The sequence below is a fragment of the Pseudomonas sp. Pseusp15 genome, from assembly GCF_059492165.1.
This window is the reverse complement of sequence record NZ_CP168523.1, coordinates 5,552,827-5,574,707: the sequence shown is the minus strand read 5'-3', so window position 1 is coordinate 5,574,707 and position 21,881 is coordinate 5,552,827. Positions and strand designations below refer to the sequence as shown.

The window sequence follows — 21,881 nt, the reverse complement described above, 5'->3', positions numbered from 1 at the left end:
CACAATTCTCTGAGCCTGTTAAAATGCCGGCCCATTTCGCTAACGACTCCCTGATTTCGTATGTCCCGACTCAATCCCCGGCAGCAAGAAGCCGTGAGCTACGTCGGCGGCCCTCTTTTGGTGCTCGCCGGCGCAGGCTCCGGCAAGACCAGCGTGATCACCCGCAAAATTGCGCATCTGATCCAGAGCTGCGGCATCCGTGCCCAGTACATCGTCGCCATGACCTTTACCAACAAGGCCGCGCGGGAGATGAAGGAACGGGTCGGCACGCTGCTCAAGGGCGGTGAAGGCCGCGGCCTGACGGTGTGCACCTTTCACAACCTGGGCCTGAACATCATCCGCAAGGAACATGTGCGGCTGGGCTATAAACCGGGCTTCTCGATCTTCGACGAGACCGACGTCAAAGCCCTGATGACCGACATCATGCAGAAGGAATACTCGGGCGACGACGGCGTCGACGAGATCAAGAACATGATCGGCGCCTGGAAAAACGACCTGATCCTGCCGCCCGAAGCCCTGGAAAACGCACGCAACCCCAAGGAACAGACCGCCGCCATCGTCTACACCCACTACCAGCGCACGCTCAAGGCGTTCAACGCGGTGGACTTCGACGACCTGATCCTGCTGCCGGTAAAACTGTTCCAGGAACATGACGACATCCTGGAAAAATGGCAGAACAAGGTCCGCTACCTGCTGGTGGACGAATACCAGGACACCAACGCCAGCCAGTATTTGCTGGTGAAACTGCTGATCGGCAAACGCAACCAGTTCACCGTGGTAGGCGACGACGACCAGTCGATCTACGCCTGGCGCGGCGCCCGCCCGGAAAACCTGATGCTGCTCAAGGACGATTACCCGTCCCTGAAAGTGGTGATGCTGGAGCAGAACTACCGCTCCACCAGCCGCATCCTGCGCTGCGCCAACGTGCTGATTTCGAACAACCCGCACGAATTCGAAAAGCAGCTGTGGAGTGAAATGGGTCACGGCGACGAGATCCGCGTGATCCGCTGCCGCAACGAAGACGCCGAAGCCGAGCGCGTGGCCGTGGAAATCCTCAGCCTGCACTTGCGCACCGACCGGCCCTACAGCGATTTCGCGATTCTGTATCGCGGCAACTACCAGGCCAAGCTGATCGAGCTGAAGCTGCAACATCACCAGGTGCCCTACCGACTGTCCGGCGGCAACAGCTTTTTCGGACGCCAGGAAGTGAAGGACCTGATGGCCTACTTCCGCCTGATCGTGAACCCGGACGACGACAACGCCTTCCTGCGGGTGATCAACGTCCCACGCCGGGAGATCGGTTCGACCACCCTGGAGAAGCTGGGCAACTACGCCACCGAGCGAAAAATCTCGATGTACGCCGCCACCGACGAAATCGGCCTGGGCGAACACCTGGACAGCCGCTTCACCGATCGCCTGTCGCGCTTCAAGCGCTTCATGGACAAGGTCCGCGAGCAGTGCGCCGGCGAAGACCCGATCTCCGCCCTGCGCAGCATGGTCATGGACATCGACTACGAGAACTGGCTGCGCACCAACAGCTCCAGTGACAAGGCCGCCGATTACCGCATGGGTAACGTCTGGTTCCTGATCGAGGCACTGAAGAACACGCTGGAGAAAGACGAAGACGGTGAGATGACCGTCGAAGATGCCATCGGCAAACTCGTGCTGCGCGACATGCTGGAGCGTCAGCAGGAAGAGGAAGACGGCGCCGAAGGGGTGCAGATGATGACCTTGCACGCCTCCAAGGGCCTGGAATTCCCTTACGTGTTCATCATGGGCATGGAAGAGGAAATCCTCCCGCACCGCTCCAGCATCGAAGCCGACACCATCGAAGAGGAACGCCGCCTGGCCTACGTCGGGATTACCCGAGCGCGTCAGACGCTGGCTTTCACCTTCGCCGCCAAGCGTAAGCAATACGGCGAGATCATCGACTGCGCGCCCAGCCGCTTCCTCGATGAACTGCCGCCGGACGACCTGGCCTGGGAAGGCAACGACGACACCCCGACCGAAGTCAAAGCCGTTCGCGGCAACAGCGCGCTGGCAGATATACGCGCGATGTTAAAGCGCTAGAATTAGCCACATTTATTTAGACCTTCGGCACAAAAGACGCCAACAGAGGACAGCTTCATGGAAGCACTGCACAAGAAAATTCGCGAAGAAGGCATCGTGCTTTCCGACCAGGTCCTGAAAGTCGACGCCTTTCTGAACCACCAGATCGACCCGGCCCTGATGAAGCTGATCGGCGACGAATTCGCCTCGCTGTTCAAGGATTCGGGCATCACCAAGATCGTCACCATCGAAGCCTCGGGTATCGCCCCGGCGATCATGACCGGCCTGAACCTCGGCGTACCGGTGATTTTCGCGCGCAAGCATCAGTCCCTGACCCTGACTGAAAACCTGCTGTCGGCGACTGTCTACTCGTTCACCAAGCAGACCGAAAGCACTGTGGCGATCTCCCCGCGTCACCTGACCAGCAGCGACCGCGTGCTGATCATCGACGACTTCCTGGCCAACGGTAAGGCTTCGCAAGCGCTGATCTCGATCATCAAACAGGCCGGCGCGACCGTGGCCGGTCTGGGCATCGTGATCGAGAAGTCGTTCCAGGGTGGCCGTGCGGAACTGGATGCCCAGGGTTATCGCGTGGAATCGTTGGCTCGGGTGCAGTCGCTGAAGGATGGCGTTGTAACCTTCATCGAATAAAGCCACACCGCCTATGCCTTGTGGGAGATTCTATGGTTGAGGGGAAACCCTCAACTTGCTTTCGGCTGGTATTCGCTCTGCCCCTTCAGTAGTGCGAATACGACCCGAGCAAGTTTACGGGCCAGAATCACCAGTGCCTGAGTGGTGCTGAACCCTTTAGCTCGTTGCTCTTCATAAAAACCTTTCCAGGTTGCCGTTCGGCTGGCCGACATGGCTGCATTGTGCAAAAGTCGGCGCGCCTCCGGATCACCTCGTTTTGTCAGACTGCGGCGACCGTCCTTCTGTCCCGACTGTGAAACCCGTAAATCCATCCCCAAAAAAGCGATGAATGCGTCAGCGTTTTTAAACTCGCCCCGCTGAAACGCCGCGATCAGGCGAGCTCCAGTCAAAAAGCCTATGCCTTCAACTTTCATGCAGCGCCTTAGATGGGTAAGTAAACCGGCCTCTTTAAGGAGGTCGTTGATCATCTTCTCGACCAGCACTTCAAGCCTCTGCATTGAGGCTATTTGCTCGGCAAAAGCGGCTTTGAGCAGCGGCTCACTTGCCCAGCTCTGTACCAGGCCAACTCGTGCCTGAACCAGCGCGGCGCGCCGGCGGAAAAGGCTCAAGAGCTGACGATACAGCGGCGATGGTGGAGTCCATGGGTGAAGCTCTTCATATTCGTTTTTCAGATAACGGGCGAGCAGCTTTGCATCCAGCGCGTCGGTTTTGGCGCGAACCTTCACACCTTTGCGGTAGTGGCTTAGTTCATAGCCACCGACCATGTAAATCGTGCAGCCGGCATCATGGGCCAGGTCGGCGAATTCCAAGTGATAGATATTGGTCGACTCAATTGCTACGTCGACCGGTTCCGGCAAGGCTTTCAGCCATTTCTTGATGGCTGGCTTGTTATTGGGAAGCGTCTCCAGCAGATCCAGTTCGGTCTGGTAGATCACCAGTTCATTTTTGGCGACATCCACGCCCACGATTGGCTTGGAAACAGAAACCGACATTGCCATTGAACACCCCCCCGAGATATGGTTTTGAGCACTTGAAGGGCTCACCCAGAGGCGCAGGCTTGTTCCTATCGTCGGTCTAGCCAGATGCATTCTTTATCGGCGCTTGGGTGAAAGGAGGAGGGGCGAAATCTCCCACGGATCTGTACTGCGCCAACAGTCAGAATCGAGCCTTGTCCCTCCTCCTCCCTTCAAGTACCAGCATACAAGCGAGCCTGCTTGCTCCCACTTCGGTTTCAAGCCTTTGACAGGTCCATTCTGTAACCCGCCCCAGGCGCTCCTTCATGCATCGCCGCCTGAATGTCCGCATACAAAGCGTTCGCCTCAACGGTAGTGATTGATCGCGAACAATCACGCAGCACCACGCGTAAAAGCACATTCTCCTGACCCGGCAGCAGCCCGAGCCTTTCAATTGCCTGCGCGGGTAAATCCGAGAACTCCCACCTTCCCTTGACTTGCATCTCCTCGATCCAGTCAGAGCAGTCGCCGGCCGCCTGCAACATTCTTTCGGTCAACACTTCCTCGCTCAGCCCCGGCGTTACCGCCAACGAAATATCACGAGCAATCGACGGCAAACGAGATACCGCCGTCCATGGATTCAGATCATGCATCTGCGCCTGCACTCGCACGTTCTGATCACGCAGCAAGCGAATATCCGGAATGCCTTTTCGCAACATCGTCAGGCGATCCAGCCCCATCCCAAGCGCCAGCCCTCCATGATGCAGCGGATCAATGTTCAAACGCTCCAACAAAGACCTCGCAATACGACCGCACTCCAGCACCTCAACCGGAGCCCCGTCATTCAACACATTTACTTCGATTCCGCCCTCCGTGTAGTGATGCGGACTATCGCTGTAGACCCAAGATTTATCGGGAACGGCAGACTTAAGAATATCGCCGACCAAACGCAACAGATGTTCGTGCGTTGCCAGCTCCGGATCACCCAGCACCCAAATATCCATTTGATGCGGTTCCGCGCAATGCCAACGATCCCGACTATCACGACGGAAAGTAATACCTGGTGCTGCCAGCAGTATCGTCTGTCCCGACTGCCGCACCTGAGCCGCTCGCTGAAGCGCTACCGGAATCTGACTGGTGGTTTGTGTTCGCAACAGCGAGCACTCATCGACCCAACGGGTGTGCTCGCTCCCGAGCGTAATCTCTGCAGGGTCATAACCGAGCAGACCGTAATTTTCTTCAGCAGACACAATCCGCGGCCCAGTTTGTAGTTGCGCTTGGGGCCAACCTTTTTCAGAGAGTCCCTGGAGGATTTCATTTAGCAGCAATCGAACAGCGTGATCGGGATCGTTTGTTTCGGTTAGATCAACCAGTAATAGGGCCTGATGGACAGACGTATCTGTCAGGTATTTCTTTGATGCACGCACTATATAATCCTCAATCTACAGTTGAATATCGAGCCAGATAACCAAGCCCATAAATAAACCTAACGACACAAGATCATCTACCACAACAAAAAAATGGAAAATATAAAATTTTCAGAACAAGACTACAGATGCGCCCCACACAAATAACCGAATTAAACCCTCCGAGAAGCTTGGCAGATAAATTAATTCTAAAAAATGCCTAACAAACCATTTAACACACCAAAAAAATTATGTATTAATTATTCCACTCCCAAGCAGCTCAGGGAGCAAAAACCAAAAAAATGAAAAAGGATGATCAGATGAAAAATGAAAAAAATGTCAAAGAAAAACTTAACCGGATCACTTCTGGCCCGGATAATTTTGGGTGGGCACCGTTGGCTTGGGCTCACACTGAAGAGTAAATAATACCAATGCGCGACAAGCATTCTTGCCGCGCATTGGAAAAATCAGGAGAATTATATGTCACTACCGAATATGATATCGACACTCTTCGGCCATGAAGAATTATCAATTATTGCGGACTCAGAGGACTTCCTCAGAGAATGTGCACTCTTAGGGTTCAATACGGCCAATATTTTTGAACTAGAGAAGTTACCAAAAAATAGTATTGTTTTTTCTTTTAGCAATGACGCTGCGAAAATGACGTTTGAGCTAGCAAAAAACACAGAACGCAAGAGAAGTGTTTTCTGCGCAACTCAAGTGTTCGAGCCCACCGTAGCTACTGCGCTCTATAGCCTGAAGCTTTTGCTGAGCTGTAATTTTGAACATGCCTTACGCACACAGCGATCCGTGTTAAACATGCTCAATTCAAATGAGTCATTTTTCCTGTCTGGTAACGACGCTGATGCGCAGGTCTCAGTTTTTCCGCACGCCCAGCCTTATGCACTACTTGCCGAAGACGTGTCTCACGACTTTGTTCAGTCCGTAGCAGAGTTTTTTGAAGTTCATTACGCTCATATGAACCCACAAGAGCCCTGTCCGTTTTCTTTTACCGGCACGTTAAAAATTTCTGGAATATTGACAGTACTTAGAAAACCAAATCCGATACTACCAGAAGGCTTGAAAACCTCACTTAAATGGCTGAGTGATCTAATATCGGAAGAAGGTGCACTCTTGTCAATTAAACACAACACCATCACCTCACTAAAAATAAGAAACGAGGAGCACGTAAAGCTTCTAGATCTTGCAGCTGGCTCCCGTGGACTTAAGCTGACGGAGTTCGCCATCGGGGTAAACGAGGCTATCGCGTCAAATATTGATTACAAAATCAACTCACAATTGAATGAAGGCATCAGCGGGGTTCACTTAGCCATTGGCGATGGGTCTTCTGGTTATCATATAGACTTCCTTAGTCCATCCGTGAGCGTAAATCCAATACACTAGTTAATTGAGGACTTCCCCTCAACCATAGAATCTCCCACAAGTTTTTGTGGTGGCTATTACTGCGCGGTGGCCTTCAGGCCGGTGAGCAGCAACCGCTGAAACAAATCCTCTTTCAATCCTTCGGGTTTCGTCAGCTGCATGCGCTCCAGATGCTCGGGAAACTCCGCCGGCTCCGGCGCATCCAGCGCCGCCTTGCCCAATTCCAGAATCTCCGTGAGCTTGAACTTGCTCTTCAACCAGTTCAGCGCCCGCAATAAATCCCGCTCCTGCGCCGTGAAATCACAGCCCAACGGATATTCCGGAAACAGATTCGAATGCCGGGCCTGAATGGCCTGTAAACGCTGCGGGCTGTTGTCGGCGAAACGCGGATCGAGGCGAAAATGCTTCGATAATTTGCCAGCGTTCTGCGCCTGTTCGATCAGCCCCGGCTGGAAGCGTGAGTCGCTGATGTTCAGCAACGCCTCGATCACCGCCGCGTCGGTCTTGCCCCGCAAATCGGCGATGCCGTACTCGGTGATGACGATGTCCCGCAGATGCCGTGGGATCGTGCAATGGCCGTATTCCCAGACGATGTTCGAACTGACCTCACCGCCCGACTCGCGCCAACTGCGCAGGAGCAGGATTGAGCGCGCGCCTTCCAGTGCATGACCCTGGGCCACGAAGTTGTATTGCCCGCCAACGCCGCTGAGTACCCGCCCGTCTTCGAGCTGATCCGCCACGCCCGCACCGAGCAACGTCATGGTGAACACAGTGTTGATGAAGCGCGCATCAAGGCGCTGCAAGCGTTTGAGTTCTTCCTGACCGTAGAGCTCGTTGATGTAACTGATGCGGGTCATGTTGAATTCGAGCCGCTTGCTCTGCGGCAACTCGCGCAAGCGCTCGTAGAAACTGCGCGGCCCGAGGAAAAACCCGCCATGTACCGAGATGCCATCGGTTTGCGCCGACTCATTCAGCGTCCCGGCGTTCGCCTGCTGCTGGGTCTGCACATCCGGGTAGACCTTGCGTCGCACGATCCCGGCGTCCGCCAGCACCAGCAAGCCGTTGACGAACATTTCGCTGCAACCGTAAAGGCCCTTGGCAAACGGTTCGACGCCACCTTCGCGCTCGATCAACTGCGCCCACTGGCTGAGATTCAGATCCGCCAGCAACGCCTTGTAACCGTCACTGTCCGCCTGCCGCGCCAGTAACGCCGCCGTCAGGGCATCGCCCATGGCGCCGATGCCGACCTGCAAGGTGCCCCCATCGCGCACCAGCGTGCTGGCGTGCAGCCCGATGAAATGATCCTGGCAACCTACCGGCATGTTCGGTGTGGAGAACAACGTGGTGTTGTCCTTGGCGTCGATCAGCAGGTCGAAGGTGTCGATGCCGACTTCCGCGTCACCGGGCATGTACGGCAAATCGTTGTGCACCTGGCCCACCATCAGGATCGTCTCCCCCGCCGCCCGGCGCTTGGCGATCATCGGCAACAGGTCGAGGGTGATGTCCGGGTTGCAGCTCAGGCTCAGGCGATCGGGATGTTCGCTATGGCTGGCGACCAGTTGCGCCACCAGATTCAAACCGGCGGCATTGATGTCCCGTGCGGCGTGGCTGTAATTGCTGCTGACGTAATCCTGCTGGGCCGGGGCGCTGTTCAGCAGGCTGCCCGGTTGCATGAAAAACTGATGAATGTGGATGTTGTTCGGCAGGCTGTCGCGATGCAGGTCGGCGAGGAAATCCAGTTCCGGGTAATCGCCGAACACCCGCTCGATGAAGGGTTCGAGGAAGCGCTTTTGCAAGCCATCACCCAAGGGCGGACGGCCGAGACACAGGGCGGTGTAGACCGTCAGCTGCCGCTCGGGCAGTTGCGCAATGCGTTGATACAGCGCGTTGACGAAGTGGTTGGGTTTGCCCAGCCCCAGCGGCAGGCCCATGTGGATATGCGCCGGCAACCGTGCCAGAACGTCATCGACCGCCTGCTCGATAGAACACAACTGCACCATCTGATCCTCCCGCCCAACCCATGAATTGGGTTGAACCGAGCTTGCCGGGTCTTTGCTGCAAAGAATAGCCTCAGGCAAATCGCAGGCACAAAAAAGCCGCTCGCAAGCGGCTTTTTGTTGAAAACAGGCTTATTTCAGGCCAGACATCTTCTGGATGGCGCCTTCAAGGTCTTTCAGTTCGCAGTCACTGCATGTGCCTTTTGGTGGCATCGCATTGAGCCCGCTCAACGCTACCTTCGCCAAGCCAGCAGCGGTGCCGCCTTCTTTATCGGCACGTTTTTTCCAGTCTGCGGCATCACCGATCTTCGGTGCGCCCAACAGGCCGGTGCCATGGCAAGCATTGCAGTGTTTGGCAATAATTTCGTCAGGAGTTTTCGACGCACCGCCGCCAACCGAAGCAGCGACTTCCATCCCCTTGCATTCTTTACCCTGCACACAGACTTGGCCGACTGGTTCAAGACGTTTAGCGATATCGTCGTTGGTCGCAGCTTGTGCGCTGACTGCCCAAAGGGCCAATACGGTTGCTGGTGCGGCCAGCATTTTCATAATTAGGTTCACGCGTACACCCTCAATGGTGGCTAGTCACGCCTGCGGCCACGGTTCGCAGGCGGGCGCAAGTATAGCGGTAAGCCCGCCACACTGAAACAACCCCAAAGTCGAAGGGGTCTTATCACAAGGCGGGAATACAGCATGGGCGTCTGTGCAATCCGGGCACGACGCCGTGCCTCTTAGAAATTCGCTGGAGTGGCTGCGCTGATTAGTCGCGCCGGGGCATCGAACGGATTCCGGAAACGGTGCGGCTTGGTACTTTCAAAGTAGTAGCTGTCGCCGGCCTCGAGCACAAATGTTTCGAGCCCTACCACCAGTTCCAGCCGACCCTCCACCAGGATCCCGGTTTCCTCGCCCTCGTGGGTGAGCATCTCCTCGCCGGTGTCGGCGCCTGGCGGGTAGATTTCGTTGAGGAACGCGATAGCCCGGCTCGGGTGAGCCCGACCGACGAGCTTCATGGTCACTGCGCCATCGGAAATATCGATCAGCTCGTGGGCTTTGTAGACGATCTGAGTCGGCTTTTCCTGCAGGATTTCTTCGGAAAAGAACTCGACCATGGACATGGGAATCCCGCCCAGTACCTTCCTCAGCGAACTGATCGAGGGGCTGACGCTGTTCTTCTCGATCATCGATATGGTGCTGTTGGTAACACCCGCGCGTTTGGCGAGCTCACGCTGGGAAAGACCTTTGAGCTTACGGATCGATTGCAGTCGTTCACCGACGTCCAATGCTGGAGCCTCCAGGGATTCAGGTTGCAAGAATATTGAGCGTTATCATGGCGACAGCGTTCAGTATTTACAACACTTGCGCCCGAATCCAGCCTGGCGAAGCGACTTTCGGTCGGTAGCGCTGTTTGTCAGGCCCCGGAATAGAGCAGCGGAACCCGACGCAGGTTGCAGAAGATCTGATAAGGAATCGTGTCGGCGGCTGTCGCGACATCACTGGCGAGGATATTTTTACCCCATAGCTCGACGGGCGAACCGAGGCCGGCTTGCGGCACGTCGGTCAGGTCGACGCAGAGCATGTCCATCGATACCCGCCCCAGCAATTGACTGCGCTGCCCGGCCACCAGCACCGGTGTGCCGCTCGGTGCCTGGCGCGGATAACCATCGGCATACCCCATCGCCACCACACCCACACGCATCGGCTTGGGGGTGACGAATTTCGCGCCGTAACCAATCGGCTCGCCGGCCGGCAGTTCACGCACGCAAATCACCTTCGATTCCAGGGTCATCACCGGTTGCAGGCGAGACGCCACGGCATTGGCCTCTTCGAACGGCGTCGCGCCGTAGAGCATGATGCCCGGGCGCACCCAGTCGCTCGGAATCTGCGGCCAACCAAGCACCGCCGGCGAGTTACGCAGGCTGATTTCGGCCGCCAACCCCTTACGCGCCGCTTCGAATACCGCGACCTGATCGACGCTGGCGTGGCAGTGCAGTTCATCGGCGCGGGCGAAGTGACTCATCAACACGATCTTCGCCACTTGGCCGCTGGCCAGCAGCCGTTGATAGGCGGCCTGGTAATCCGCTGGATGCAGACCAACCCGATGCATGCCGGAGTCGAGCTTGAGCCACACCGTAATCGGTTTGCTCAGCGTGGCTTTTTCGATGGCTTCGAGTTGCCACAACGAATGCACCACACACCAGAAGTCATGCTCGACGATCAGCGCCAACTCATCGGCTTCGAAAAAACCTTCCAGCAGCAACACCGGCGCACGAATACCGGCGGCGCGCAGCTCCAGAGCTTCCTCAATGCACGCCACGGCAAAGCCGTCCGCCTCGGCTTCCAGCGCCTGGGCGCAACGCACCGCGCCATGGCCATAGGCATCGGCCTTGATCACCGCGAGGGCACGGGCACCCGTGACTTCACGGGCAATCCGGTAGTTGTGACGCAGGGCTTGAAGGTCGATCAGGGCACGGGCAGGACGCATGGCGGCAGACTTCTAGTCGGTCATTGGGAAAAAAACCGGCGCTGGCTGACAGCGTGAACCACCAACAGCGCCGGGAGAGGGATCTTTGTGACTTGATTTATGGCAGAGCGTTTATGGCAGCGCGGCAACGACCGACAGCTCGACCAGGATTTGCGGTTCGCACAGCTTCGATTCGACCGTGGCACGGGCCGGCGCGACGCCTTTTGGCAGCCACTGGTCCCACACCGAATTCATGCCTGCGAAGTGCGCGTCGATGTCTTTCAGGTAAATGGTCACCGACAGCAGACGGTTCTTGTCCGTCCCGGCCAGATCCAGCAAACGCTCGATGTTGGCGAGGGCTTCACGGGTCTGCTGTTCAATCCCGGCGCTCATGTCGTCGCCGACCTGTCCTGCCAGATACACAGTACCGTTATGGACAACGATCTGGCTCATGCGCTCATTGGTGAGCTGGCGCTGGATTGACATGTTTTGCAGGCTCCTTAAGTGTGTTGCCATAACGGGAAATATCGAGGCCTTCGGCGCTGATCTGCGGCGTTCTCTTGGCCATCAGGTCAGCCAGCAAACGACCGGACCCACAAGCCATGGTCCAGCCGAGCGTACCGTGGCCCGTATTCAAGAACAGGTTTTTGAACGGTGTGGCACCGACAATCGGCGTGCCGTCCGGAGTGGTCGGACGCAGGCCGGTCCAGAAACTCGCTTCGGGCAGATTGCCGCCCTGAGGATAAAGGTCGTTGACGATCATCTCCAGGGTTTCGCGCCGGCGCGGGTTCAACGACAGGTCAAAACCGGCGATTTCAGCCATGCCGCCGACGCGGATGCGGTTGTCGAAGCGGGTGATCGCGACCTTGTAGGTCTCGTCGAGAATGGTCGACGTCGGGGCCATCGCCGGGTTAGTGATCGGCACGGTCAGCGAGTAACCCTTGAGTGGGTACACCGGGGCCTTGATGCCCAGCGGCTTGAGCAACTGCGGCGAGTAACTGCCGAGGGCCAGCACGTAACGGTCGGCGGTTTCCAGCTTGCCATCGATCCTCACACCGTTGATGCGATCACCGGCGAAGTCGAGGCGCTGGATGTCCTGGCCGAAACGGAACTCCACACCCAGTTTCACGGCCATTTCGGCCAGGCGGGTGGTGAATATCTGGCAGTCGCCGGTCTGGTCGTTCGGCAGGCGCAAGGCACCGGCGAGGATGTCGGTGACGCTGGCCAGGGCCGGTTCGACCCGGGCAATGCCGGCGCGGTCGAGCAGTTCGAACGGCACACCGGACTCTTTCAGCACGGCGATGTCTTTGGCGGCGCCATCGAGCTGCGCCTGGGTGCGGAACAGCTGGGTAGTCCCCAGGCTACGGCCTTCGTAGGCAATGCCGGTTTCGGCGCGCAATTCGTCGAGGCAGTCGCGGCTGTACTCGGACAGACGCACCATGCGCTCTTTGTTCACCGCGTAACGGCTGGCGGTGCAGTTGCGCAGCATCTGCGCCATCCACAGGTATTGGTCGATATTGGCAGTGGCCTTGATCGCCAATGGCGCGTGACGCTGCAACAGCCACTTGATGGCTTTGAGCGGCACGCCCGGTGCGGCCCACGGTGAGGCATAACCCGGCGAAACCTGCCCGGCGTTGGCGAAACTGGTTTCCATGGCCGGCGCTGGCTGACGGTCCACAACCGTCACTTCAAAGCCGGCTCGTGCCAGATAATAGGCACTGGCGGTACCGATGACGCCGCTACCCAAGACCAGAACGCGCATTTTCATATCCCTCATCGCGGCTTACCGCTGACGTTTATTGTGCAGACCGAAGATGTGGGCAGTTTAAAAAAGATTAGCCAGTGCTTTTCACTATATAAGTGCTTATATTTGGCGACAATTCTCGGCAAAAACCCTTTTCACGGAGGCGCATCCCCTATGCGGACCAACACTCAGACCAAACGTGAGCTGGACAAGATCGACCGCAACATCCTGCGGATCCTGCAAGCGGACGGGCGTATCTCCTTCACCGAACTGGGGGAAAAGGTCGGCCTCTCCACCACCCCCTGCACTGAACGGGTACGGCGCCTGGAGCGCGAAGGGATCATCATGGGCTACAACGCCCGGCTGAATCCGCAGCACCTGAAGGGTAGTCTGTTGGTGTTCGTCGAGATCAGTCTCGACTACAAATCCGGCGATACTTTCGAAGAGTTCCGACGCGCGGTGCTGAAACTGCCCCACGTACTTGAATGCCATTTGGTGTCAGGGGACTTCGATTACCTGGTGAAAGCGCGGATTTCCGAGATGGCCTCGTACCGCAAATTGCTGGGCGACATCCTGCTCAAGTTGCCGCATGTGCGCGAATCCAAGAGCTATATCGTGATGGAAGAAGTGAAAGAGAGTTTGAGTCTGCCAATTCCGGATTGAGCCCTACACCAACACCTGCCGGGTACTGGCCATGTATTCGTGGATCTGCTTCTCGACCCGCGGGTGAATCAGCTCCACTGGCCGCCGTCCATTGGGGCATGGCAATGTCTTGGTGGTACCGAACAGACGGCAGATCAATGGGCGCTCGTCATACACCGTGCACCCGTTGGGCCCCAGATGGACGCAATTGAGTTCGTCCATCGCCGCGTCCTGCTCGGCCCGGGTCTTGCGCGGCAGGCGGGACATTTCTTCGGGCGAGGTGGTGACCGGCCCACAGCAGTCATGGCAGCCGGGCACGCACTCGAAGGTGGGAATTTGCTGGCGCAGCGTGCGAATTTTCTGACTGTTGCAGCTCATCGAAGCGGTGACCCGAATGCGGAATAGACCGGGATTCTGACGCAAAAGCCCCAATCCAGACAGCGCCAACCGACCAATGTTGCCCGTATCCGAAGGGGCGGCTTATGCTCCGTCAACTTTTTCAAACACACGCATCAGGATAACGTCCATGAACGCCCCCGTTCAGCAACCTGCCCCTAACCACCGGCACGTCGCCTCTTATTACGCCGCCAGCAGCCTGCCGCAACCCGACCTTCCGGCGCTCACAGGTGAGCTGGTTGCAGACGTGTGCGTGGTGGGCGGCGGGTTCTCGGGGCTGAACACCGCGCTGGAACTGGCTGAACGAGGCTTGCGCGTGGTGCTCCTTGAAGCGCACAAGATCGGTTGGGGCGCCAGCGGACGTAATGGCGGGCAATTGATTCGCGGCGTCGGCCATGGCCTCGATCAGTTCGCCAATGTGATCGGTGCAGACGGCGTGCGTCAGATGAAACTGATGGGCCTGGAAGCGGTGGAAATCGTCCGCCAGCGAATCGAGCGCTTTCAGATCGCTTGCGACCTGACCTGGGGCTACTGCGACCTCGCCAACAAGGCCCATGACCTGGAAGGCTTCGCTGAAGACGCCAGCGAGCTGCGCAGCCTCGGTTACCGTTACGAAACCCGTCTGCTGCAAGCCAACGAAATGCACAGCGTGGTGGGTTCCGATCGCTATGTCGGTGGTTTGATCGACATGGGCTCCGGGCATCTGCACCCACTGAACCTGGCACTGGGCGAAGCGGCCGCAGCCCGGCAATTGGGCGCCAAACTGTTTGAGCAATCGGCTGTAACCCGCATCGATTATGGCCGCGAGGTCAAGGTCCACACCGCCCGGGGCTCGGTCCGCGCCAAGACCCTGGTGCTGGGCTGCAACGCCTACCTCAACGATCTCAACCCGCAACTTGGCGGCAAGGTGCTGCCCGCCGGCAGTTACATCATCGCCACCGAACCCTTGAGTGAAGAGCAGGCTCACGCGCTGCTACCGCAGAACATGGCGGTCTGCGATCAACGGGTAGCGCTGGATTATTACCGACTCTCGGCGGACCGCCGCCTGCTGTTCGGCGGCGCCTGCCATTATTCAGGACGCGATCCGAAAGACATCGCCGCATACATGCGTCCGAAGATGCTGGCGGTGTTCCCGCAACTGGCCGGGGTGAAAATCGACTATCAGTGGGGCGGGATGATCGGCATCGGGGCTAATCGCCTGCCGCAGATCGGCCGGCTCAAGGAGCAACCGAATGTGTATTACGCCCAGGCCTATTCTGGTCATGGCGTAAACGCCACGCACCTGGCAGGCAAGTTGTTGGCTGAGGCCATCAGCGGCCAGCACAGTGGTGGTTTCGATCTGTTTGCCAAGGTGCCGCACATTACCTTTCCAGGCGGCAAACATTTGCGCTCGCCGTTGTTGGCGTTGGGAATGCTTTGGCATCGTCTTAAAGAACTGACCTGAACCCTTGCAGGAGCTGCCGAAGGCTGCACCTGCAAGGGATCGCGGTTCATCTCACAGATGCCAGAAAGGTTTAAGCCCCTCCTCCCGCGCCTGCTCCCGACTCAACCCGACATCCTTGAGTTGCTCCGGCGTCAGCTCCAACAACGCCTTACGCGTGTGCAGACGATGCCAGAACAGACCCCAGCGCCCCAGGCAGGACGGTGCGTTGCACATAATTGCCTCGCGCGCGCCGTTCTGTTGCCCTGCCGCCAGTTCCTGACTGTGTAACGTCAGCCGCACATCGCTCAAGCCGTTCATTTTCGTCGCTCCTGTTTACTTGGGTAGCCAGAGCTTTCATGATGCGCGGACGGCAAAAAGCATTACAGATTCAACAGGGCAGTATTAATTCCATACAGTTTTTCTGTTCCAGCCTCTGAATCGCTTATTTTTGCCCCATCTGTATTGGTTAACCGAATCACCCACATCGAGACTGCACCATGACCCTTTACGTCAACCTCGCCGAGTTGCTCGGCACACGTATCGAACAGGGCTTCTATCGCCCCGGTGACCGGCTACCCTCGGTGCGGGCGCTGAGTGTCGAGCACGGGGTCAGCCTGAGCACGGTGCAACAGGCCTATCGAGTGCTGGAAGACGTAGGCCTGGCGATGCCCAAACCCAAATCCGGCTATTTCGTACCGGTGAGCCGCGAACTGCCAGAGCTACCCGTGGTCGGCCGCCCAGCCCAACGACCGGTGGATATTTCACAGTGGGATCAGGTGCTGGAACTGATCCGCGCCGTGCCGCGCAAGGATGTCGTGCAGTTGGGCCGCGGTATGCCGGACATCACCTCGCCGACCATGAAACCGCTGCTGCGCAACCTCGCACGTATCAGCCGCCAGCAGGACATGCGAGGCCTGTATTACGACAACATCTGCGGCACCCTCGAACTGCGCGAACAAATCGCCCGCCTGATGCTCGATTCCGGCTGCCAATTGAGCGCCAACGATCTGGTAATCACTACCGGTTGCCACGAAGCGCTGTCGACCAGCATCCGCGCCATCTGCGGACCGGGTGACATCGTCGCAGTGGATTCGCCAAGCTTTCACGGCGCCATGCAGACCCTCAAGGGCCTGGGCATGAAAGCGCTGGAAATCCCCACCGACCCGCTCACCGGCATCAGCCTCGAAGCGTTGGAACTGGCGTTGGAGCAATGGCCGATCAAAGCCATACAGTTGACCCCCAACTGTAACAACCCGCTGGGCTACATCATGCCGGAGTCACGCAAACGTGCGCTGTTGAACCTCGCACAGCGTTTCGACGTGGCGATTATCGAGGACGATGTGTATGGCGAACTGGCCTACACCTACCCCCGCCCGCGCACGATCAAATCCTTCGACGAAGACGGCCGCGTCCTGCTCTGCAGTTCCTTTTCCAAGACCCTGGCACCGGGCCTGCGCATTGGCTGGGTCGCGCCGGGCCGGTATCTGGAGCGCGTGCTGCACATGAAGTACATCAGCACCGGCTCCACCGCGACGCAACCACAGATTGCGATTGCCGAATTTCTCAAGGCCGGGCACTTCGAACCACATTTGCGGCGGATGCGGATGCAATACCAGCGCAATCGCGACGCAATGATCGATTGGGTCACCCGTTATTTCCCGGCCGGCACCCGCGCCAGCCGTCCGCAAGGCAGCTTCATGCTGTGGGTTGAGCTGCCGGAGGGCTTCGACACCCTGAAACTCAATCGTGCACTGCATGATCAGGGCGTACAGATTGCCGTGGGCAGTATCTTTTCCGCCTCGGGCAAATACCGTAATTGCCTGCGGATGAACTACGCTGCCAAAACGACCCCGCAGATTGAAGAAGCTGTGCGCAAGGTCGGTGCGACAGCAATCAAACTGCTGGCGGAAACCGACTGACCTTTCTTCGGGATACGGCGTCCATATGCTATCCGCCACCATCCGGAATATGCGCCGTGAGAATCAGACAGCCCCTGCTTGCTCTGCTGTTACTCGCCTCGTTCCTGGGTGGCTGCACGACGCTCCACGTCCCTCGCGAACCGAGCCAGGCCCTGCCGGCGACCGACTCTGCTTTCGGCCGCTCGATCCAGGCCCAGGCCGCTCCCCACCAGGGTCAGTCGGGCTTCCGCTTGCTATCCGATAGCACCGAGGCCTTCACCGCCCGCGCCGAGCTGATTCGAAATGCCCAAAGCAGCCTCGATTTGCAGTATTACATCGTCCATGACGGCATCAGCACACGGATACTGATCAGCGAGCTGCTCAAAGCCGCCGACCGAGGCGTGCGGGTGCGGATTCTGCTCGACGACACCACCAGCGATGGCCTGGACCAGATCATCGCAACCCTCGCTGTCCATCCGAAGATTCAGATCCGCGTCTTCAACCCGCTGCACCTGGGCCGCAGCACCGTCGTGACGCGTACCATGGGCCGGCTGTTCAACCTGTCGCAGCAACATCGCCGCATGCACAACAAACTGTGGGTGGCGGACAATAGCGTGGCAATCGTGGGCGGGCGCAACCTGGGGGATGAGTATTTCGATGCCGAGCCCAAACTGAATTTCACCGACATCGACATGCTCAGTGTCGGCCCGGTTGCAGAGCAGTTGGGACACAGCTTCGACCAATACTGGAACAGCGCCCTGAGCAAGCCGATCGAGCAGTTTCTCTCAAGCAGGCCGAGCGCCAGGGACCTGAGAAATACCCGGACCCGCCTGGACGAATCCCTGGAAGAAACGCGCAAACAGAACCACGCGCTCTATCTGCAGTTGATGACCTACACCACTCATCCACGCATGGACGTTTGGCGGCAGGAATTGATCTGGGCCTGGAACAAGGCGCTATGGGACGCACCGAGCAAGGTGTTGTCCGACGGAGAACCTGATCCGCACTTGCTGCTGACCACCCAGTTGGCGCCTGAACTCAACGGGGTCAGCAAAGAGCTGATCATGATCTCGGCCTACGTCGTACCCGGCCAACCGGGACTGGTGTACCTGACCGGTCGCGCCGATGCCGGGGTGTCGGTCAGTTTGCTGACCAACTCACTGGAAGCCACCGATGTTCCTGCCGTGCATGGTGGGTATGCGCCTTATCGCAAAGCCTTGCTGGAGCATGGCGTGCAGCTGTTCGAATTACGCCGCCAGCCCGGGGACAACGGCGGCAGCGGACCGAGCCTGTTTCACAGAGGATCATCCAACCAAAGCTCCGATTCCAGCCTGCACAGCAAGGCCATGATCTTCGACCGACAAAAAGCCTTCATCGGCTCATTCAATTTCGACCCGCGCTCGGTGCTCTGGAACACCGAAGTCGGGGTGCTGGTGGACAACCCGGAACTTGCCGAGCGTGTGCGCGAACTGGCGCTGGAGGGTATGGCCCCGGCCCTCAGCTATCACGCGCGACTGGAAAAGGGTCAGATAGTCTGGATCACCGAAGACGACGGTAAGCAGCACACATTGACCAAGGAACCGGGGAGCTGGTGGCGGCATTTCAATTCGTGGTTCAGCAGTACGATTGGCCTGGAGAAAATGCTGTAGTCAGGAGTCTGGTGATAAATTGTGGCGAGGGAGCTTGCTCCCGCTCGGCTGCGCAGCAGTCGCAAATCGACGTCCACGCTCCACCTGAGTAAGCGACAGCACATGATTTAGGGCCGCTGCGCGCCCCAGCGGGAGCAAGCTCCCTCGCCACAGGTTTTGTGCAGCGCTCAGGCCGGCTCGGCAACCACTCCAAACGCCCCTTGCCGCGATACCAGAATCACCAACCCCAACGCGCCCGCCGCCATCAGCAACGGCAAGGCGTGCCCGCTGATCCACTGGCTCCCGGCACCGGCCGCCAACGGCCCGATCAGGCAACCGATCCCCCACAGCTGCGCGATATGGGCATTGGCCCGCACCAGCGCATCGTCGCGGTAACGCTCACCGATCAGGATCAGCGACAAGGTGAACAGACCGCCGGCGCTGGCGCCAAACAACACCCACAGCGGCCAGATCAGCAACGTATCGATCAACAATGGAATCGCCAGGCTCGACAGCAGCAAGAGCATCGCGCAGCCGGTAAACAATGTACGCCGCGACAAGCGATCAGCCAGCGCGCCAATCGGCAACTGCAACAAGGCATCCCCCACCACCACCGTACTGACCATCGCCAGGGCGATTTCCGTGGTGAAGCCCTGACGCAGGCAGTAGACCGGCAACAAGGTCAGGATCATCGCTTCGAACGCAGCAAACAGCGACACCGCCCAGGCAATTGCCGGCAGGCCGCGGCAGAAGTTCAGCAAATCGTTGAGGGTCACGCTGCAGGCCTCACTGGTGGGCGCTCCGCTACGGCCCAGCAGCAGGAACGGTGACGTCATCAGCAAACCGACGCCCACCCAGAAACCGTAATCGTGCTCGGTGCCCAACGCCCCCAACAGTAGCGGCCCGGCCAGCTGACTCAGCGCATAACTGCTGCCATACAGCGCTACCAATCGGCCGCGCCATTGCTCGACCACCAGTTGGTTGATCCAGCTTTCACCAAGGATGAATACGAGTGTCAGGATCACCCCGATCATCAACCGCAGCACCAGCCAGATCGGGTAGCTCGGCCATAGCGCTAGCAAGCCGATGGACACCGCCCCGGCCCACAGGCACAGGCGCATCAGATTGGCCGTGCCAAGACGGGCCGCGAGATGGCTGGAGATCTTCGCCCCCAGCAACACGCCAATGGCCGGCATCGCCGCCATCACGCCAATCGCGAACGAGCCGTAACCCCAGCCTTCCAGGCGCAGCGACACTAACGGCATGCTGACGCCCAGGGCCAGGCCGACACTCAAGACAGACGCCAAGACGGCGAAATAAGTCGCCCAACGCATGTTCCACGCTCCTGTGGATTGTTATTTTTACTGGCCGCACAAAGTAAATGTGGGAGCGGGCTTGCTCGCGAAGAGGCCATCACATCCAACATCATCGTTGGCTGTTACGGCGCCTTCGCGAGCAAGCCCGCTCCCACAGGGGATCTGTGTCGCTCGGGAGCCCGATGTTCGATCGGGCTCCACACAGGCTTACAACTTGATCCAGGTCGCCTTCAGCTCGGTGTACTTGTCGAACGCGTGCAATGACTTGTCGCGACCGTTCCCGGACTGTTTGAAGCCACCGAACGGCGCGGTCATGTCGCCGCCATCGTACTGGTTGACCCAAACGCTACCCGCACGCAATGCCTTGGCGGTGAGGTGGGCCTTCGAGATGTCCGTGGTCCATACTGCCGCCGCGAGGCCGTAAGGGGTGTCGTTGGCAATCGCAACGGCTTCTTCGGCGGTATCGAAAGTGATCACCGACAACACCGGGCCAAAGATTTCTTCCTGGGCAATTTTCATCGCGTTGCTGACACCGTCGAAAATCGTCGGCTCGACGTAGGTGCCCCCGGTTTCCTGAAGAATACGCTTGCCACCAGCCACCAGTTTGGCGCCATCGGAGTGACCGGATTCGATGTAGGACAGCACGGTGTTCATCTGCTGGGTATCCACCAGCGCACCGACGTTGGTCGCCGGGTCCAGCGGATTGCCTGGCTTCCAGGCCTTGAGGGCTTCGATTACCAGCGGCAGGAATTTGTCTTTGATCGAACGCTCGACCAGCAAGCGCGAACCGGCGGTGCAGACTTCGCCCTGGTTGAAGGCAATAGCGCTGGCAGCCGATTCGGCGGCGGCTTGCAGGTCCGGCGCATCGGCGAACACGATGTTCGGGCTCTTGCCACCGGCTTCGAGCCAGACACGCTTCATGTTCGATTCGCCGGAGTAGATCAGCAGTTGCTTGGCGATCTTGGTCGAACCGGTGAACACCAAGGTGTCGACATCATTGTGCAAGGCCAGGGCCTTGCCGACGGTATGACCGTAACCCGGCAGCACGTTCAGCACACCTTTCGGGATGCCGGCTTCAACTGCCAGCGCTGCAATACGAATAGCAGTCAGCGGCGATTTTTCCGAAGGCTTGAGGATCACTGAGTTACCGGTGGACAGCGCCGGGCCGAGTTTCCAGCAGGCCATCATCAACGGGAAGTTCCACGGCACGATCGCACCGACCACACCGACCGGCTCGCGAGTCACCAGCCCCAGCTGATCGTGCGGGGTGGCGGCGACTTCGTCGTAGAGCTTGTCGATGGCCTCACCACTCCAGCTCAGGGCTTGCGCCGCGCCAGGAACGTCGATGTACAGGGAATCGCTGATCGGCTTGCCCATGTCCAGGGTTTCGAGCAGGGCCAGCTCTTCGGCGTGCTGTTTCAGCAAGCCGGCAAAACGAATCATGGTGGCTTTGCGTTTGGTCGGCGCCAGGCGCGACCAGGCGCCGGAATTGAACGTGGCGCGAGCGTTTTCCACGGCGCGCTGGGCGTCGGCGGCGTCACAGCTGGCAATCTTGCCCAGCAGACGGCCATCGACAGGGCTGATGCACTCGAACGTTTCACCGGAGACTGCATCGGTGTATTCGCCATTGATGTAGGCACGGCCTTCGATCTTCAGATCGCGAGCCCGTTGTTCCCAGTCGGCACGAGTCAGGGTGGTCATACGAGTGTCCTCCTCTTATTGAATACGAGCGCCCGCGCTCTTCGCGGGTGCTGTCAGGAATTCTGCCCGGCCAGCCTGCTTTTCGGCTCAAGGCAATCGTTACCCTAAACCAGCGACGGGTGAAGTTTCAATATATTTGACAAAGGACCGTTAAATGGCCTTGCGATGTTCATTTTAATAAACATAGACTTTCAACTTTCCAGTCAGTCGCGCCGCAATCACGTGGGAATACC

19 protein-coding genes are annotated in these 21,881 nt (G+C 58.3%); 7 read left to right on the top strand and 12 right to left on the bottom strand.

Annotation, left to right across the window (positions count from 1 at the left end; all coding sequences use genetic code 11):
• The first annotated feature begins 60 nt into the window (after positions 1 to 60).
• Both rep and ACEN8R_RS25120 read left to right on the top strand, forming a co-directional pair.
• A complete protein-coding gene (gene rep / locus ACEN8R_RS25125) occupies positions 61 to 2,070 on the top strand; it encodes a DNA helicase Rep (RefSeq protein WP_018927510.1) in 2,010 nt (669 codons plus the stop codon).
• 57 nt (positions 2,071 to 2,127) lie between these two features.
• Positions 2,128 to 2,700, top strand: coding sequence for a xanthine phosphoribosyltransferase (locus tag ACEN8R_RS25120; RefSeq protein WP_018927509.1), 573 nt, complete (start codon positions 2,128 to 2,130; stop codon positions 2,698 to 2,700).
• Between the two features lie 50 nt (positions 2,701 to 2,750).
• Here ACEN8R_RS25120 and ACEN8R_RS25115 read toward each other — a convergent pair whose 3' ends face one another.
• Together ACEN8R_RS25115 and srmL are read right to left on the bottom strand one after the other, a co-directional pair.
• Positions 2,751 to 3,698: an IS110 family transposase gene (locus ACEN8R_RS25115; RefSeq protein ID WP_495624416.1), complete on the bottom strand. Its 948-nt coding sequence runs from the start codon at positions 3,696 to 3,698 to the stop codon at positions 2,751 to 2,753.
• 233 nt (positions 3,699 to 3,931) lie between these two features.
• On the bottom strand, positions 3,932 to 5,080 hold the full coding sequence (gene srmL / locus ACEN8R_RS25110) for a PheS-related mystery ligase SrmL (RefSeq protein WP_019020900.1): 1,149 nt from the start codon (positions 5,078 to 5,080) through the stop codon (positions 3,932 to 3,934).
• Positions 5,081 to 5,539: 459 nt separating this feature from the next.
• Between srmL and ACEN8R_RS25105 the strand changes: the two genes are divergently transcribed.
• Positions 5,540 to 6,463 (top strand): CgnE/CgnB domain-containing protein, encoded by a 924-nt coding sequence (locus ACEN8R_RS25105; RefSeq protein ID WP_018927507.1) that lies wholly within the window; start codon positions 5,540 to 5,542, stop codon positions 6,461 to 6,463.
• 56 nt (positions 6,464 to 6,519) lie between these two features.
• Here ACEN8R_RS25105 and ACEN8R_RS25100 read toward each other — a convergent pair whose 3' ends face one another.
• The 6 genes from ACEN8R_RS25100 to dadA all read right to left on the bottom strand — a co-directional run bounded on the left by ACEN8R_RS25100 (position 6,520) and on the right by dadA (position 12,662).
• A complete protein-coding gene (locus tag ACEN8R_RS25100; RefSeq protein ID WP_018927506.1) occupies positions 6,520 to 8,442 on the bottom strand; it encodes an acetyl-CoA hydrolase/transferase C-terminal domain-containing protein in 1,923 nt (640 codons plus the stop codon).
• 129 nt (positions 8,443 to 8,571) lie between these two features.
• Positions 8,572 to 9,000 carry a c-type cytochrome gene (locus ACEN8R_RS25095; protein WP_081625748.1) on the bottom strand — a complete coding sequence of 143 codons (429 nt, stop codon included), beginning with the start codon at positions 8,998 to 9,000 and terminating at the stop codon, positions 8,572 to 8,574.
• Positions 9,001 to 9,170: 170 nt separating this feature from the next.
• Positions 9,171 to 9,719, bottom strand: coding sequence for a cupin domain-containing protein (locus tag ACEN8R_RS25090; protein WP_018927504.1), 549 nt, complete (start codon positions 9,717 to 9,719; stop codon positions 9,171 to 9,173).
• 128 nt (positions 9,720 to 9,847) lie between these two features.
• Positions 9,848 to 10,921: an alanine racemase gene (alr, locus tag ACEN8R_RS25085; RefSeq protein ID WP_018927503.1), complete on the bottom strand. Its 1,074-nt coding sequence runs from the start codon at positions 10,919 to 10,921 to the stop codon at positions 9,848 to 9,850.
• Between the two features lie 111 nt (positions 10,922 to 11,032).
• On the bottom strand, positions 11,033 to 11,386 hold the full coding sequence (locus ACEN8R_RS25080) for a RidA family protein (RefSeq protein WP_018927502.1): 354 nt from the start codon (positions 11,384 to 11,386) through the stop codon (positions 11,033 to 11,035).
• The gene (gene dadA / locus ACEN8R_RS25075; RefSeq protein ID WP_026286530.1) at positions 11,358 to 12,662 is read right to left on the bottom strand and encodes a D-amino acid dehydrogenase; all 1,305 of its coding nucleotides are present in this window, start codon (positions 12,660 to 12,662) and stop codon (positions 11,358 to 11,360) included. Before dadA ends, ACEN8R_RS25080 begins: the two co-directional genes overlap by 29 nt.
• Before the next feature lie 156 nt (positions 12,663 to 12,818).
• Between dadA and ACEN8R_RS25070 the strand changes: the two genes are divergently transcribed.
• Complete coding sequence (locus ACEN8R_RS25070) at positions 12,819 to 13,307, top strand: Lrp/AsnC ligand binding domain-containing protein (protein ID WP_003177284.1); 489 nt, start codon at positions 12,819 to 12,821, stop codon at positions 13,305 to 13,307.
• 3 nt (positions 13,308 to 13,310) lie between these two features.
• Here the strand turns inward: ACEN8R_RS25070 and ACEN8R_RS25065 are convergent, their stop codons facing one another.
• Positions 13,311 to 13,664 carry a YkgJ family cysteine cluster protein gene (locus ACEN8R_RS25065; RefSeq protein ID WP_007934627.1) on the bottom strand — a complete coding sequence of 118 codons (354 nt, stop codon included), beginning with the start codon at positions 13,662 to 13,664 and terminating at the stop codon, positions 13,311 to 13,313.
• A gap of 148 nt (positions 13,665 to 13,812) precedes the next feature.
• On the opposite strand from ACEN8R_RS25065, the gene ACEN8R_RS25060 reads away from it, so the two are divergent.
• The gene (locus ACEN8R_RS25060) at positions 13,813 to 15,126 is read left to right on the top strand and encodes an NAD(P)/FAD-dependent oxidoreductase (RefSeq protein WP_258612837.1); all 1,314 of its coding nucleotides are present in this window, start codon (positions 13,813 to 13,815) and stop codon (positions 15,124 to 15,126) included.
• A gap of 51 nt (positions 15,127 to 15,177) precedes the next feature.
• Here the strand turns inward: ACEN8R_RS25060 and ACEN8R_RS25055 are convergent, their stop codons facing one another.
• Positions 15,178 to 15,423 (bottom strand): DUF1127 domain-containing protein, encoded by a 246-nt coding sequence (locus ACEN8R_RS25055; protein ID WP_064621101.1) that lies wholly within the window; start codon positions 15,421 to 15,423, stop codon positions 15,178 to 15,180.
• Positions 15,424 to 15,602: 179 nt separating this feature from the next.
• Here ACEN8R_RS25055 and ACEN8R_RS25050 point away from each other — a divergent pair, with 179 nt between their 5' ends.
• Positions 15,603 to 17,024, top strand: a complete 1,422-nt coding sequence (locus ACEN8R_RS25050) for an aminotransferase-like domain-containing protein (protein WP_018927497.1) — start codon at positions 15,603 to 15,605, stop codon at positions 17,022 to 17,024.
• 56 nt (positions 17,025 to 17,080) lie between these two features.
• Positions 17,081 to 18,652, top strand: coding sequence for a phospholipase D family protein (locus ACEN8R_RS25045; RefSeq protein ID WP_018927496.1), 1,572 nt, complete (start codon positions 17,081 to 17,083; stop codon positions 18,650 to 18,652).
• A 167-nt stretch (positions 18,653 to 18,819) separates the two neighbouring features.
• Here ACEN8R_RS25045 and ACEN8R_RS25040 read toward each other — a convergent pair whose 3' ends face one another.
• Complete coding sequence (locus ACEN8R_RS25040; RefSeq protein WP_019650101.1) at positions 18,820 to 19,965, bottom strand: MFS transporter; 1,146 nt, start codon at positions 19,963 to 19,965, stop codon at positions 18,820 to 18,822.
• Positions 19,966 to 20,154: 189 nt separating this feature from the next.
• The gene (locus tag ACEN8R_RS25035) at positions 20,155 to 21,648 is read right to left on the bottom strand and encodes an aldehyde dehydrogenase (protein WP_018927494.1); all 1,494 of its coding nucleotides are present in this window, start codon (positions 21,646 to 21,648) and stop codon (positions 20,155 to 20,157) included.
• Positions 21,649 to 21,881: the final 233 nt, after the last annotated feature.

Bases quoted from the DNA above. Each gene is read 5' to 3' on its own strand.
- rep (WP_018927510.1), top strand. From the start codon at position 61: ATGTCCCGACTCAATCCCCGGCAGCAAGAAGCCGTGAGCTACGTCGGC.
- ACEN8R_RS25120 (WP_018927509.1), top strand. From the start codon at position 2,128: ATGGAAGCACTGCACAAGAAAATTCGCGAAGAAGGCATCGTGCTTTCC.
- ACEN8R_RS25115 (WP_495624416.1), bottom strand. From the start codon at position 3,698: ATGGCAATGTCGGTTTCTGTTTCCAAGCCAATCGTGGGCGTGGATGTC.
- ACEN8R_RS25105 (WP_018927507.1), top strand. From the start codon at position 5,540: ATGTCACTACCGAATATGATATCGACACTCTTCGGCCATGAAGAATTA.
- ACEN8R_RS25100 (WP_018927506.1), bottom strand. From the start codon at position 8,442: ATGGTGCAGTTGTGTTCTATCGAGCAGGCGGTCGATGACGTTCTGGCA.
- alr (WP_018927503.1), bottom strand. From the start codon at position 10,921: ATGCGTCCTGCCCGTGCCCTGATCGACCTTCAAGCCCTGCGTCACAAC.
- ACEN8R_RS25080 (WP_018927502.1), bottom strand. From the start codon at position 11,386: ATGTCAATCCAGCGCCAGCTCACCAATGAGCGCATGAGCCAGATCGTT.
- dadA (WP_026286530.1), bottom strand. From the start codon at position 12,662: ATGCGCGTTCTGGTCTTGGGTAGCGGCGTCATCGGTACCGCCAGTGCC.
- ACEN8R_RS25070 (WP_003177284.1), top strand. From the start codon at position 12,819: ATGCGGACCAACACTCAGACCAAACGTGAGCTGGACAAGATCGACCGC.
- ACEN8R_RS25065 (WP_007934627.1), bottom strand. From the start codon at position 13,664: ATGAGCTGCAACAGTCAGAAAATTCGCACGCTGCGCCAGCAAATTCCC.
- ACEN8R_RS25060 (WP_258612837.1), top strand. From the start codon at position 13,813: ATGAACGCCCCCGTTCAGCAACCTGCCCCTAACCACCGGCACGTCGCC.
- ACEN8R_RS25055 (WP_064621101.1), bottom strand. From the start codon at position 15,423: ATGAACGGCTTGAGCGATGTGCGGCTGACGTTACACAGTCAGGAACTG.
- ACEN8R_RS25050 (WP_018927497.1), top strand. From the start codon at position 15,603: ATGACCCTTTACGTCAACCTCGCCGAGTTGCTCGGCACACGTATCGAA.
- ACEN8R_RS25040 (WP_019650101.1), bottom strand. From the start codon at position 19,965: ATGCGTTGGGCGACTTATTTCGCCGTCTTGGCGTCTGTCTTGAGTGTC.
- ACEN8R_RS25035 (WP_018927494.1), bottom strand. From the start codon at position 21,648: ATGACCACCCTGACTCGTGCCGACTGGGAACAACGGGCTCGCGATCTG.